Here is a 13,877-nt window from a genome sequence, read left to right on the forward strand (position 1 = left end):
TCGGCCGGGACGGCTGGTACTGCCCACGCGACGGAGAGGACACCCGAAGGCCGGACAGGCGCTCGGCGTCGGCCCCCGGGGAAAGGTACCGTCGCCGAGCCCTGATGGTGTGCGCGCCTGCTGTCCCGCAGGGCGACGCACACCGGGGCCACTCCGCACCATGGCCCCGTCCTGGGTGAGTCGCAGGTCCGCTACGCCAGGGCGGCGGTCTTCTCGGGCTTCGTCGCGGCGGGGATGCGGTGCAGCCCCCTGCGGTCGTACCAGCCCGTCACGCCGAAGCCGAACAGCGCGGCCGCCAGGAGACCGGCGGCCATCATCACCCAGCCCCGGGTCAGACCGGCGTCGGCCTGGGCGTCGTAGTAGAGGATCGAGCGGACACCGCCGGTGATCTGCCGCAGCGGCTCGAACTCCGCGAGGAACCAGTCGATCTTGTCTCCGCCCGCGGTGGACTTCTTGATCGACTCGGTGATCTGCGCCCCCAGGTTGACCTGCTTGCCGCCGACCGCGGCCCCCTTGTCGGCGTTGACCAGACCGACGGGCAGCTTCTTCATGTGGCCGACCGGATCGATGTTGGCACCGACGTAGAACACGGTGAACAGCAGCGCGAGAACGCCCGTGATGACGCCGCTGGCGATCTACAGGGGTTTCGCGCGCAGCACGCGGAAGGGATGAATCCCACTCATGACTTACTCCGGTCTCGACAGCACAGCCATATCGGGAGGAGACCGGACAGTGCCATCGCAGGCCGGCGTCCCTCCGAAACCCCCGGCGCACACGGCCGCCTGAGGGCGGTGCGCTCCTGACCGTCTGCCGTCGGCGACGGCTCCCAGATCACGTTCAGGCCACCATCGATACGGGAAACCGGTCGGTTTCACACTCATCGTAAACCGATCGGTTTCCATATTTAAACTCGAGCTGCCGACTCACGCCCCAGCGGTGCGAGCAGGCCCGCCCGCCGCGCCTCTGTCGGCGCCGGGTCAGGAGGCTGCGGAGCGCTTCGCTGGGGGCTGCCAGCCGCCGGTGACTTCCTTGACGGGCTTGTGGGGGAAGCGGCGCTGGGCGTACTCCTGCGCGTGGGAGCCCGGCAGGACGTACAGGGTTTCCTTCTTGTCCTGCAGCGGTCGCAGCACGGTGGCCATGAACGTCTTGCGGTCGTCCAGGTAGGAGCCCAGGACGTCCTCGCCGGCGGGGCAGACGGCCACGCAGTAGCCGGACTTGTAGCCGGGAGGAGAGGTCAGGCTCTGCCACATGGAGGCGCTCTCGGAATCGGTGACCCGGGAGCGGTAGTCGGCGGCGTCCTCGCTGTCGGCCACGGTCTGCGCCCAGTCGGTGAACCCGCTCATGAACTCACGGTAGTTGTGCGTGGTGCAGGCCAGCGCATCGAATGCCCCGTCCTTACTGATGGCGCCGACCGGACAGGCGGCGACGCACAGCTTGCAGTCGATGCAGGGGTTGTAGTCCAGCGCCTGCCCGTACTCGCTCACCTCCGCGTCCACCAGGACGGTGGCCAGCAGCACGAAGCTGCCGAACTTCGGGTGGATGACGTTGCGGTGCAGGCCCATCACCCCGAGCCCTGCGGCCACCGCGACCGTCTTGGTGCCACGACCCAGATCCGCTCGCGGGGGAAGCGGTCCATCTCCTGGGGGAAGCCGACGGACGGATTGAGTGCACGGTATCCGGCGTCCTGAAGCGCCTGGGTGACGCTGCGGGCGGCGTGGTTGGCCTGCTCGTCGGTCTGATGGAACTCCTGGTTGGCCACGCTGCGGGCCGGGGAGCGGCAGTTGTCGCGGTTCATCCGGACCGCCATCGCGATCAGGGTGCGGGTACCGGGCAGTGCGGACTGTGCGTGCTCGCACTCGCCGGCCAGGTCTGGGTGGTCCAGGCTGACCGCAGCCGCGTCGTCCGCACCGGCCGCCAAGCACAGCTCGCGCAACCAAGCCGCATCGGTCACCGTCGGCGGGCTCGCGACCTCACCCGCCGCACGCCGGGCCAGTACGGCCTGCACCGACGGATGCGCAGCCAGCTTCCCCGGAAGCCTGAGATCCGCCGATTGCTCCTCGGCGCCGCGAGCGGTAGTCATTCGATGCTCCTAACGGACTGGGTTTCGGACTCGCCCACGGCGAGAAACCGATCAGTTTCATTACGGTAAACCGACCAGTTTTCGCACGCAAGGCCAGCCAAGCGGGAGGCCACCCTCCGACCCGCCCCACCGTCCGGTGCCGCAACAGTGCAGACGTGGATACGACGCACAGCTCGGTCGATCACACTCCCGAAGGGCCCGGTTGGCGCCGCGCTGCCGCGAGGCGCGGGGATGCGCCGAGCCGGGGTACCGGCGCTGCCCTGCCGCGTCTCGGTCACCCCGCCGGCGGCCCACTCCGACCGGAGGCACGGCGGTGATGGCGACGGTGGTTCGCGTCCTCCTGGGCCAGTCGCCGCAGAAGTCGGACGACCGGCTCGAACAGCGCGGCGAGGACCACCGCCCGCTCGGCGAGGGCGATGCGGTCTTCGATTCCGTCGAGCTGCGCGAAATCCAGGTCCGCGGTGGATGTGGCGAGCCGCGCGTAAGGGAGGAGGTCGTCGACGGTGTAGTCGGCGCCAACGCGCCCCAGCGCTGCGAGACTTGCGGCGAGCTCCGAGCGGTGCGGCGACCCGTCGGAGATCTGCCAGCCCATGCTCTCGATGAGAGCCTCGACCCTCGCGGCGACTCCTTCGCCCGGCGCCGCTTCGTCACCATCGGCATCCGGCCCGGCGTCGTCCTTGCCACCCTCCCCATTCGTGTCCGCGGACGGTACGGGCAGCGCGTGATGGACGACACCCAGGGTCTCGAACGCATCCAGCGGACGGTCGACGGCATCGAGCACTTCGCGGGTGCGAGCGACGGACAGCCCGCCGAGCTGGATGAGGGAGCGGATCAGACGGAGCCGCTGGACGTGCTCCTCGCCGTACTCGACCGCCGTCGGGTTCAGCGCGCGCCCCTCGGGGAGCAGCCCTTCCCGCCGGTAGTACTTGATGGTCGCCACCGACACCCCGGACCGGCGACTGAGCTCCGAAATCCTCATGCGCTCCCTCACGCTCGACTGTCCCCGCCAGTATCGCGTTACCAGGGGTTGCCCCACCGACTCGGTAGTGCCACTATCGGGTACTCGGTAGTAACACTATCGAGTGCTTCTTCGGTGTGCCCGCTTCCTCCGTGCGCGCTTACAACATGCGCCTGCGGAAGCCGTCGTCATCGCCACGGCCGTATCCAGCCGTCGTTCTTCCCCCGCCCCGGCCCGGGCCAGTCAGTCCTGGGTCCGGTCGTCTCGTACGCCTCGACAACGGAGGACCACGCAATGTCCCAGCGAATCGGCAAGACCCACTGGAAGCGTTTCGCCGTCGGTGCGGTGCCGACGGTGGCCGCCACGGCGGCTGTCGCGATCTCCATGGCCCAGGGCGCGCTGGCCGCTTCGTTCAGCATCTCCGGTTCCGAATTCCAGGTCTCGGCCGGCTCCCTGAGCGGCACCGGATTCGGCAACTACGCCACGGTGGACGTCGCCAAGAACGGCAAGCACGTGCCCGTCTCCGTCTCCTCCATCAAGGACGCGACGGTCACCGACATGTGCCAGTCCGTGCCGGTGAACATTCCCGTGCTCGGGACCTACACCATGTCGCTCAAGGCCGGCGGGTCGGGCACGCCGGTCAAGGCCAAGAACCTGTACATCGACATGACCGACCTCCAGGCCAAGTCCGGCACCTTCAACAACGTCGACATCGGCGTCGCCACCGGTTCCATGACCAAGGGGCAGGTCAACCCCCGGGACCACGTCGACCCCAACGGCTACGCCCAGCAGGCGGACTCGGTCGAGATCATCGACGCCCACCAGAAGGTATGGGCCACGACTGCGGGAACGTTCGAACTGGCGGGACTGCACATGAACATCGCGGCCGGCCGCCACGACTGCTTCTGACCTCGCTCCCGCTTCGTCGTCTCCAGCACGCGGAAGCGACCGGCGACGGCCCGGGGGCCGGAGCCCGCTTGCGCACACCCTCCCCCACTCACGACTCGGGAGCTGCCACATGACGAGTGCCGACGCACCCGCGCACCCCCACAGTGACAGCGGCTTCACCCGCGCTCGCCGGGACTTCCGGGCCTGGCGGTGCACCCGCCCCTTCTGGGCGGGCCTGCTGGTGCTCCTCGCTGCCGCGCCCATCATCTACTTCCCGTACTTCAACCTCTCCCTGGGCGGCTTGTCCGTGGCTATGTCCACGACCGCGGGGGCCGGTTCCCTGGTCATCGGGCTGACCCTGATCGTCCTTGGCGGACTCCTCTGGTTCCAGCCGATCATCAGGGTCTTCGCCGGCTGCGTCGCGATCTTCCTCGGCGTGCTGTCGCTTCCCATCTCCAACTTCGGCGGATTCCTCGCGGGCACGCTGCTCGCAGCGACGGGCGGACTCCTGGCTCTGGCGTGGGGCCCGGTGGACGGGCGTCCGGAAGACATGACCGACGATGCCGAGGCTCCGTCAGCCACAGTCAACTCGGAGGGAGGGCTGGGTGAATGACTGACCAGTCACCCGACACCCGCGGCGAGGCCGCACAACCCCGCTTCGCCCGGCCGCCGAGAGGCCGGCACTCCATCCCCCGTACGTCCGCACTGACGCGCCTTCGCCTGCCCGTCGGGAAGGCTCTTGCGCTGACCGCGCTGCCGACCGCCCTCGTCCTGGGAAGCCAACGCCTGCCCGCCACCGACACAAGCGCCAACGCGGGCCTCTCCGTTTCCGAAGAGGGGCCGGGCGGACCTGGAACCAGCGGTGTCAACTGTGCCCGGCCCGACGACACATCAGCCCCTGCGACGGAGACTCCCGCAAGCCCCACCCCGTCCGCTGATCCCCGGTCCACCGCTCACTCGAGCGGGGAGTCCGTCAAGCCGCCGGCGCGCACGAACGACGACGGAGCGGGCCCGCTCCCAGCACCGACCGCCACCCCCACCCCCTCACCCAGCCCAACCTCCACCACAACAAGCCTTGCGGACATCCTCGGCCCCCTCTACCGCTACGACACCGAGCAGCAAAGCCCGTCACCCCAAGCAAGCCTCTCACCGAGCTCGGCCACGCCGACACCAAAGGCCACAGCACCATCCGAGCCCCGCCTGGCCACGACGCCCGCATCACCGGCACCCAGCCACCGGACCGCCGAGCCGTCGCCCGCACCGGAGTCCACCCGGGGAACTGCTCGCACCTGCGACATCAGTGATCTCAAGGCCCCCGCGGACCAGAGCGTCGGCCGATTCTCCGCCGAGCCATGGAAGATGAAGGGGAGCCGCCTCGAATTGCACGACCTCGTCTTCCATGGCGTGGTGACCGTGGACACGGCCGCCGGACCCAAGCGGGTGCTCAAGTTCTCCGCAGCGGCAGTCATGATCCGTGATCTGAAGATGTCGGTACCCGTCGGCCCACAGATCCAGCACATCGACGCAGCGCCCGGCTCCACGTCCACACTCCGGGGCGACGACATCACGATGTATGTCGAAAGCCTGACGGGCACCCTCTCCGGCGTCGAAAACATCCCCACACCGCCCGTCCTCCGCCTGCACCTCACCCCCGACACCGTGCCGGAGTGGCTCTACGACACGATCGGGAAACTCGGCCCCAAGCTCCAACTGAGCCTGAACGAAGCCGACATCGACCAGGCCGGACAGACAGGCGGAAAACTCGCCATCCCGGGGATTCACGGGTACGGAACGCCACGCTGAAGCCGGGCGCAAGCGGCTGCGGACGGTCGTGGTCATGGACGGCGACACCGGACCGTGGCTGTGACGCGCATACGCTGGCCCGCGGGGCCACGCAGCGACAGTGAAGACCACGGTCTGCTCGCTGGGTGGCGGGTGACGGCACTGACGGAGGTCGCGGCATGCGAGGACCGACGCAGTGAAGGCTGTCGTGACATTCAATTGCCGGGCACGCCGTGCCTCGGGCAGCCGAGAACGAACGTGAGATCTCGGCGAAATCCGACGGCGGCGAGCTGATGGACTTAGCGGCAAGCCGCTGGAAGGGGTACGAGCCGACAGGGGCCCTTGCTTCGACGTCCCGGGATGCCGACTGCCATGAGACGGAGCTGGGTTGCTGCGCTCAACGACGACGCTCCGCCCCGCCTTCGCAAAGATCCCGCGGGCGGCCAGGGCATCCCCCTGCTGCGCACCAACCAGGGCGACGCCGACCCGCAGCGCTTCCTGCCCCGGCTGATGGACCTGCACCGGGAGGGACGCCCGCCCGTTCGACCGGCTGATCCGACGGCACCCCTTCGAGAAGATCAATGAAGCCGCGGCTGGTGCTCTGGACGGCAGCATCATCAAGCCCGTCCTCGCCATGCCCCGGGCCGCCTGCTGACGTGCCCCCCGTCCCGCGACAACACGGCGATTCCAGCCACCCGGCCCGGACGGCTTGCTGCCCGGGCGGTGCCATGGGCCCCTGGTGACGCCTACCATTTGGACTGCACTTCGGTGGGATGGCCACCGGCCGCGCACGAAAAAGGCCGGCGACGGCTGCCTCAAGTCCCCGCACGACCCGTGTCCGGGCGCGCAGGCTCTCCTGACTCGTACAGTGAGAGGAGGGGGTCCCAGGGGGCCGGGATGGCGGGCAGTAGCCATGCAGATACCGAGAATCGCATCGCGGATCGACTACGGAGCACTGTTCGCCGCCACACCGACCCCTTATTGCGTCCTCGGCCCCGATCTGGTGATCGCCGATGTCAATGACGCGTATCTGCAGGCGACCCGGAGCACCCGGGAGAACCTGGTCGGGACGTACTTCTTCGACGCCTTCCCCGTCAACCCGGCGGACCCCGACGCGGACGGGGTGAGCACCCTCAACGCCTCCCTCCACCGGGTCCTGGCCACCCGGGAACGCGATTCGATGGTGGTGCAGAAGTACGACATCCCCATCGTGGACCGGCCGGGTGAGTTCGAGGAGCGCTGGTGGTCCCCGATCAACACCCCGGTCAGCGCTCCCGACGGGACCGTCGCCTGGATCATCCACCGGGTCGAGGACGTGACGGAGTTCGTCCGCTCCCGCCGCTCCCGCCGGGAAGAGGCGCACGACGACGTGCCGGCCTCCGAGAGCAAGGTCGAACCGGAGGCCCTTGAGATGGAGCTGTACTCCCGCGCCCAGGAGTTGCAGCGCCTCCATGAGGAGCTGCGCCAAGCCCACGCCCGTGAGCGCCAGGTCGCCGTCACCCTGCAGGAAGCGATGCTCACCTCCCCGGATCTGGTCCGTCACCCCGACATCGCGGTGCGTTATCTGCCCGCCGTGGGTTCGCTCAACGTGTGCGGCGACTGGTACGACGTGATCGACCTGCCCGGCGGCTCCTTCGCGGTGTCGGTGGGCGACGTCGTCGGCCACGGCCTGGAGGCCGCTGCCGTCATGGGCATGCTCCGCAGCGCGCTGAGCGCCGCCATCCGTACCGTCGAGGAACCCGCCCTGGCCCTGGAGGTGTTGAGCCGGTACGCCCTCGGTGTGGACGGGGCGCTCGCCACCACCGCGGTCAACGTGGTGATCCGCACAGACCAACGCCTGATCGCCTACAGCAGCGCCGGCCACCCGCCCCCGGTCCTGCTGCACGCCGACGGCACCTGTGACCTCCTCGACCAGGCCACCGACCCACCGCTCGGCGCGCAGGTCGAACAGGGCCCCCGGACCAAGGCGCAGCTGCCCTACGCCGTTGGTGACACCTTCATCCTCTACAGCGACGGGCTCATCGAGCGCCGGGGCGAGGACATCGACGCGGGCCTGCACCGCCTGTGCGAAGCCGTCTCCCACTCCGCCCACCAGAGCCCCGAGCACCTCACGGACGCGCTACTGGCCCGCCTCGGAGTCAGTGCCGGCGCGCGCGACGACATCGCGCTGATCGCCGTCCGCCTCTGAGCGGCCCTGGCGAAGTCGGCTGCGGTGCGGCAACGCTCAAAGGGCCGCGGGGCCGACACAGCCCGCGGAGCGCTTAATTTTGAATCGCGTAGTCAACAAGAGGTGCTGCACTGACGCGATCAGTCGGCCGCCGGGCCTGACCACTCGCCGTATCTCGGCCCGGCGTTGGCCCCCAGTCCTCCAGGAAGTGCAGGACCAGCGACGCGACCACGTCGTCGAACGCACCGTCGGCGAACGGCAAACGCTCGCTCAGGTCGACCATGTGCAGGGCCACGTCGTCACCCAGCCGCCGCCTGAGCGGCAGCTGGCGCTTGGCTGTCGGCGTTGCGGAAGCCGAAGGCGCCCGTCCGACGAGTTTGACCGAGATCCGATTCGAATTGCCAGCCGTTTACAACTTTCCCTTCCTCATATCCGCACTGCTCTTGAGTACCGCAGATTCGATGCTCCAGTTCTCCGGCTGGACCCTTTCCCAGAGACTTCCCTTACCGAGGTCTCGGCCCACCTGGTCTTCCCGGCGGAACCACTCCTCAGCACTTCGGATCCTAGTGGGGTGAATTTCGTCGAGCAGAGCGTAATCCCTGCTGACGATTCCGTGCTTCCACACATTCCAGAAGCCCGTGAAATTGTCCCTGAAGCTCATGGTGGCCTTGTCGTTGGGATCCGCATTGTATCCGGCAGGGAGATCGGCAACCTCCTTCAGCGGACCGCTCCAATATGTGTCCAGATCGGTGTCGATGTACCGTGCCGGATGCCCGGTGACCTTCTCGAACGCCGCAGCCATATCGGCATAGGCCACGTGCTCGATGGCGACTTCGAGGTCCATGCCATTCGCCCGCTCCGGATGGTCGAAGAGCCAGCGAACGTAGAACCCGCAATCTTCGAGATCCACATGGGGAACGGCTCCCTCGCCGAGAGGGACTCGCCATGTGACGACACCGTCCTCGACGGAGGGTGTCATGGGCGTGAGCGGGGAGATCACCATGTCCATGTAGGGACCTGAAGTGAAGACGGCCGCTCCCATCCTGTCCCTGTTCTTTTGGTTTTGGAACAGTACCCATTCGGCCATGCGGCCTTTGCCGTCATAGTGGCCGGTGCGGAACCTGGAGTCGTATCCGGACTTCTTGAGGACGTAGTCGAGATTCCCGTAGACGAAGAACTTGATTCCTTCTTCAATCGCTATCTCGTAACTGCGGATGGCCCAGTAGGTCTCGGTCTTCTCGCCGGTGTTGAACCCGTCGATGTTGATGTATACCCCGTCACAGCTGCGAAATCCTTCCCGCAGCACGTCTTCGTCGGCGAACGACCCTTCGAGGAGGGAGACGTTGCCGAGCGCGAGGAGGGCCTGGGCCCGGGGGGAGGTGGAGTCGCGGGTCAGGACTCGGACGGAGTACTTCTTGTCGGCGACAAGAGCGCGGACGATGGGCATCCCTTGAGCCCCTGTGCCGCCGATGACGAAGATGGTGGAGGCGGTGTGAGAAGACATGGCTTTTGACTCCAGAGGTTGAGTACGCACGCGATCAGTACGCGATGTGCGCGGCGTGTTCGAGACCGATCTCTTGTTGATGAATGCCCGTCACAGCTGCGAAATCCTTCCCGCAGCACGTCTTCGTCGGCGAGTGACCCTTCGAGGATGGAGACGTTGCCGAGCGCGAGGAGAGCCTGGCTCGGGGGCGATCACACACGAGTTGTGGGAGGTTCAGGACGCGAAGGCTATGAGATAGTTGACGAGGTCCTTGTCGAGGATGGCGGGGATTTTGGATTCCTTCAGTTCGGGGAACTGGCTGAAGAAGGCGGTCGGCTCATCGACGTCGATGCGCACGTCCTCGCCGTCGGTTTGCGAAATGCAGACCCGCACAGGTGCACCCAGCCCGGCCATCGCGCCGTACTCGAAGAGCCCGTTGGCGATCAAGGGGTTGCCGATCAGATAGAAACGGCAGTTGATCGGATAGCCGGCAAGCCGCATCAATGGACCTTGGTCGAGCTGGTAGAAGATCGAGAATTTGTGATCTCCGGAGATCTCTTCGACGTACTTGTGGATGCCTGCTTGGTCACCGGCCGCCGTCATATCGTTCAGCTTCTTGATGTCGAGGGTGGCGAACAGTTCTTCCAGCGCGCCGGTGACGTCGTCGAAGGACTTCTGGGTGCGAATCGTGATGAGTTTGCAGGTGAATTCGGTGTGAGTGACTTCAGGCGACGTGGACACGACGGTCTCCTCTGGTGGGGGTGCAATTGGAGATGATCTGATGGTAGGTCTTTCCGCGGCTCATCCTGCGGTGCCCATTGTTGGGCTCGGGGGGAGGTTTAATCGCGGATGAGGACTCGAACGGAGTACTTCTTGTCGGCGACAAGAGCGCGGACGATGGGCATCCCTTGAGCCTCTGTGCCGCCGATGACGAAGATGGTGGAGGTGGCGTGAGGAGACATGGCTTTCAACTCCAGAGGTTGAGCACGCACCATCGGTATCAGTATGCGATGCGTGCGGCGTATTCGAAACCGACCTTCCCCATGCCGCGACTGCCCCCTGCCAGGCGGCGACTGCGTCTTTGGGCTGGCCATGGACACCCCCTTGGAAACTGATCGGTTTCCATTAGCGTACACCGATCGGTTTCCAAGCGACAAGCGCCCGGGGGAGGAGGTCCAGGCCCCATCCACCTCGCCTACGGGGGGAAGGGCCGGTCCCGTCGCTCGGACCGGGAAGCCAACAAGGAACTGCTGTCAGCTGCCGATTTCACACAGGCGCCGGGAGCGGCTCACTTCATTGCCCTGGAAAGGCCCGACATCCTGGCCCTCTGCTGCGCGTGGTGGCGTGACTGCCCTGACACCGATGCAGGCGTGGTCAACTCTGGCCGTGAGGTGCGTACAGCCGGATGATCTGGTGCGCGGGCGCCAGCGAAGCAGCCCAGCGGTACCGCCGGGAGCGCGGTGACCCACGGCGCCGATGGCCAGATGCTGATCAGGTCCGCGGTGGATGTGGCGAGCCGTGCGCAAGGGAGGAGGTCGTCGGCGGTGTAGTCGGCGCCAACGCGCCCCAGCGCTGCGAGCCTTGCGGCGAGTGCCGGACGGTGCGGCGACCTCCGAAATCCTCATGCGCTCCCTCACGCAGCTTGTGCACGGAAACCGATCGGTTTACCCTCATGGAAGCCGATCAGGTTTTCGTCGTGGCGGCAGTCGCCGGAGCAGGGGCCGCTGGCCGAGTGTCGTCGGCGTCACCACCGTTCCCGCCGACCGAACCCTGAGTCACCATCCGCAGTTCACACCAAGGAGTCGGCGAGATGGCCGTCCAAGAGCCACGTCCCACGCTTCACCTTCCCGGAACCACCAGCCACACCATCGCCCCGCGCGCAGGACGCCACGGACGCGAGGGAACCCTGCGCTACCTCAAGGCGGGCACCGGTGCCCCCTTGGTCCTGCTGCACACCGTGCGCACACAGGCCGAGCACTTCCGCCTCCTTATCTCACTGATCGCGGACCAGTACACCGTGTACGCCCTTGATCTGCCGGGGATGGGCTACTCCGAGATCGTGCCCGGCGCGTCGTACGACGAGCCGGCGATGCGCGCAGGCGTCGAACGGCTGCTCACCGAACTCGACCTCCATGACGTGACGTTGGTCGGGGAGTCCATGGGGGCGGTGCTCGCCCTGACCACCGCGGCCGATCTGCCGGAGCGGGTCCGGCGCGTCGTCGCGGTGAACACGTACGACTTTCGCGGCGGGATCGCCCGGTCCGGTCTCCTGGCCCGCGTGGTGGTCGGCGGTGTCCTCACGCCGGGAGTGGGCCCGGTGGTCGCCGGGGTGGAACCCAAGGCCGCCCTCCGCAGGATCCTGCAGGGCGGCCTGGGCGACAAGAGCGCACTGCGGGAGGACTACGTCGACGAGCTCCTCCAGGTCGGCAGCCGCCCCGGCTATCCGACCGTCGCCCGGGCCGTGTACCAGAACCTGCCCAGCCTCATCGCGGCCCGCTCGCGCTACCCCGAGGTCAAGGCACCCATCCACCTCGTCTACGGAGTGAAGGACTGGTCCCGGCGGTCGAACCGGGAAGCCAACAGGGAGCTGCTGCCCGCCGCCGACTTCACGCAGGTGCCCGGAGCGGGCCACTTCATCGCCCTGGAAAGGCCCGACGTCCTGGCCGACCTATTGAACGCGGTGGCGTGACTGTCCTGAGACCCCAGTAGGTGTTTCCGGTACTACCGCGAGGCGGCGGGACCTGGAAGGCCGACGAGATCGCCCTTGCCCCCCTCCGGCCAGCCGCCTCGATCGACGATTGCTGCCGCGCCCGGAGATGCCCACGGCCCGGAGGGCACCGTGGGAAACCGATGGGTTTATTCGGGAAACCGATCGGTGTACGCTGTGTCGCATGGACATCGAACGCACACCCGACGAGCGCTTCGACAGCCTCTCCGACTGGCCGTACGAGCCCCGGTACGCCACGGTCGGTGAGGGCCTGCGCATGCACTACGTCGACGAAGGGCCGCCCGACGGCCCGGTCGTGGTCCTCGCTCACGGCGAGCCGACCTGGGGCTACCTCTACCGCAAGATGATTCCCGGCCTGGTGGCAGCCGGCCGACGTGTCCTGGTCCCCGACCTGATCGGATTCGGTCGCTCGGACAAGCCGGTCGACCCGGCGGCGTACACCTACGAATCTCACGTCGCCTGGACAGGTGCCTGGCTGGACCAGCTCAATCTGACGGACATCACCCTGTTCGGTCAGGACTGGGGCGGCTTCGTCTTCCTCGTGCACGTCGGGCTCACACCCGGCCGGTTCGCGGCCGTGGTCGCCGCCAACACCGGCCTGGCCGCACCGGACATCATGGCCTCGTTTCCGCCGGAGCAGGTCGTGCCCGCGGCCGGCGCCTTCCTGCACTGGCTGGAGCAGTCCGAGTCACCGGACCTGACCGCCTCGTGGGCCGTCGGCAGCCCGGACAGCGCCCTCAACCAGACCGGCCACGTCCTCACCCAGGAGGACGCGGCCGCTTACGACGCTCCGTTCCCGTCCGATCGGCACTTCGCCGGAGCACGAAAGTTCCCCCAGCTCGTGCCGCTCGATGGCACGGACCCGCCCGCCTCGATGCTGAGCCGCGCCTGGGCCGGGCTGACAGCCTTCGACAAGCCGTTCCTCACCGCCTTCGCGGAACACGAAGACATCACGCGCGCATTCGAACGGATCTTCCAGGTCCGCGTGCCGGGTGCGCAGGGGCGCGATCATGTGACGGTCCCTAACGCCGGTCACTTCTTGCAGGAGCAGCAGCCGGGCCTGCTGGTCGAGGCCATCCTCAGTCTCGGCTGACGGCTGATCTGCGCGGCAGCCCACCACACCTGCCGGACACCCTGCGGCGACGAGTAGACGCTCACGTCTCCCTCTGGGCGGGTGATCGCAGCGGTCAGGAAGTAAGCGGTGTGTGGGTGCCGAAGGAGCGCTGGTGATACGTGAGGGGGCGTGCACTTGCCTCGCTCTGCTCAGCGGTGACGGCATGGGCGAGCAGGATGGTGTGGTCCCCGGCGGTGATGTAGCCGTCGACCTCGGCTGCGATCCATGCCACGGAGGTCGGCAGGCGCGGCAGTTCCTCACTGGGCGACCAGGAGATTCCCTCGAACTTGTCCGGGCCTGAGCGGGCGAAGGCCGCGGCGAGCTCGGCCTGGTGCATGCCCAGGACGTTGAGGCCGAAGCGGCCGGTGCGGCGGATGATCGCCAGCAGGTGTGAGCGTTCGTCCAGCGATACCACGACCATGGGTGGAGTCAGGGACAGGGTGTGCCACAAGGGCGGCGAATCATCGAGGACTTCACCCTCGCTCTGCCGCTTCGCGGCTGGGAGCGGGGCAGCGACTGACGGCACCGTGACCGTGTACGCCGGGGTGTGCCACTACGAGCTCGGTGTCTACCCGTAGCCGCGTGAACCGCCCCGGGTTCGATAGAGATCTCAGGTGGTGGCTGTGAGCTGGGGTTTCGTGGTTGCTCTGTAGTAGTTGGCTTCGTATTCGGCGGGT

General features: G+C 67.3%; 13 protein-coding genes and 1 pseudogene. 6 read left to right on the forward strand and 8 right to left on the reverse strand.

The features are described 5' to 3' along the window. Positions 1-191: 191 nt before the first annotated feature. The 4 genes from ABTY98_RS35895 to ABTY98_RS35910 all read right to left on the reverse strand — a co-directional run bounded on the left by ABTY98_RS35895 (position 192) and on the right by ABTY98_RS35910 (position 3,059). Complete coding sequence (locus ABTY98_RS35895; RefSeq protein WP_352225312.1) at positions 192-635, reverse strand: YhgE/Pip domain-containing protein; 444 nt, start codon at positions 633-635, stop codon at positions 192-194. Between the two features lie 342 nt (positions 636-977). Continuing rightward, the gene (locus ABTY98_RS35900) at positions 978-1,583 is read right to left on the reverse strand and encodes a 4Fe-4S binding protein (protein WP_352225297.1); all 606 of its coding nucleotides are present in this window, start codon (positions 1,581-1,583) and stop codon (positions 978-980) included. Then, positions 1,562-2,080 (reverse strand): hypothetical protein, encoded by a 519-nt coding sequence (locus ABTY98_RS35905; protein ID WP_352225298.1) that lies wholly within the window; start codon positions 2,078-2,080, stop codon positions 1,562-1,564. The genes ABTY98_RS35900 and ABTY98_RS35905 overlap by 22 nt, the downstream gene beginning before the upstream one ends. 274 nt (positions 2,081-2,354) lie before the next feature. Next, on the reverse strand, positions 2,355-3,059 hold the full coding sequence (locus tag ABTY98_RS35910) for a MerR family transcriptional regulator (protein ID WP_352225299.1): 705 nt from the start codon (positions 3,057-3,059) through the stop codon (positions 2,355-2,357). 273 nt (positions 3,060-3,332) lie between these two features. Here ABTY98_RS35910 and ABTY98_RS35915 point away from each other — a divergent pair, with 273 nt between their 5' ends. The 4 genes from ABTY98_RS35915 (at position 3,333) to ABTY98_RS35930 (ending at position 7,896) form a co-directional block, all read left to right on the forward strand. Further along, a complete protein-coding gene (locus ABTY98_RS35915; RefSeq protein ID WP_352225300.1) occupies positions 3,333-3,947 on the forward strand; it encodes a DUF6230 family protein in 615 nt (204 codons plus the stop codon). 109 nt (positions 3,948-4,056) lie between these two features. Then, positions 4,057-4,539: a DUF6114 domain-containing protein gene (locus ABTY98_RS35920; RefSeq protein WP_352225301.1), complete on the forward strand. Its 483-nt coding sequence runs from the start codon at positions 4,057-4,059 to the stop codon at positions 4,537-4,539. A gap of 800 nt (positions 4,540-5,339) precedes the next feature. Then, on the forward strand, positions 5,340-5,729 hold the full coding sequence (locus ABTY98_RS35925; RefSeq protein WP_352225302.1) for a hypothetical protein: 390 nt from the start codon (positions 5,340-5,342) through the stop codon (positions 5,727-5,729). Between the two features lie 907 nt (positions 5,730-6,636). Continuing rightward, positions 6,637-7,896 (forward strand): PP2C family protein-serine/threonine phosphatase, encoded by a 1,260-nt coding sequence (locus ABTY98_RS35930; protein WP_502994437.1) that lies wholly within the window; start codon positions 6,637-6,639, stop codon positions 7,894-7,896. Between the two features lie 102 nt (positions 7,897-7,998). On the opposite strand, the pseudogene ABTY98_RS35935 reads toward ABTY98_RS35930, so the two are convergent. The 3 genes and pseudogenes from ABTY98_RS35935 to ABTY98_RS35945 all read right to left on the reverse strand — a co-directional run. Beyond that, positions 7,999-8,200: pseudogene (locus tag ABTY98_RS35935) on the reverse strand (methyltransferase domain-containing protein); the annotation flags it as partial. Between the two features lie 84 nt (positions 8,201-8,284). Then, positions 8,285-9,379 carry an NmrA family NAD(P)-binding protein gene (locus tag ABTY98_RS35940; protein ID WP_352225304.1) on the reverse strand — a complete coding sequence of 365 codons (1,095 nt, stop codon included), beginning with the start codon at positions 9,377-9,379 and terminating at the stop codon, positions 8,285-8,287. Positions 9,380-9,592: 213 nt separating this feature from the next. Then, a complete protein-coding gene (locus ABTY98_RS35945) occupies positions 9,593-10,099 on the reverse strand; it encodes a DUF302 domain-containing protein (protein WP_352225305.1) in 507 nt (168 codons plus the stop codon). A gap of 1,069 nt (positions 10,100-11,168) precedes the next feature. On the opposite strand from ABTY98_RS35945, the gene ABTY98_RS35955 reads away from it, so the two are divergent. Continuing rightward, a complete protein-coding gene (locus ABTY98_RS35955; protein WP_352225306.1) occupies positions 11,169-12,047 on the forward strand; it encodes an alpha/beta fold hydrolase in 879 nt (292 codons plus the stop codon). Between the two features lie 202 nt (positions 12,048-12,249). After that, positions 12,250-13,179, forward strand: a complete 930-nt coding sequence (locus ABTY98_RS35960) for a haloalkane dehalogenase (protein ID WP_352225307.1) — start codon at positions 12,250-12,252, stop codon at positions 13,177-13,179. A 94-nt stretch (positions 13,180-13,273) separates the two neighbouring features. Here ABTY98_RS35960 and ABTY98_RS35965 read toward each other — a convergent pair whose 3' ends face one another. Further along, the gene (locus ABTY98_RS35965; RefSeq protein ID WP_352225308.1) at positions 13,274-13,726 is read right to left on the reverse strand and encodes a flavin reductase family protein; all 453 of its coding nucleotides are present in this window, start codon (positions 13,724-13,726) and stop codon (positions 13,274-13,276) included. Positions 13,727-13,877 lie beyond the last annotated feature (151 nt).

The organism is Streptomyces sp. NPDC096040 (assembly GCF_040303265.1).
In the GTDB taxonomy this organism is placed as follows: Bacteria; Actinomycetota; Actinomycetes; order Streptomycetales; family Streptomycetaceae; genus Streptomyces.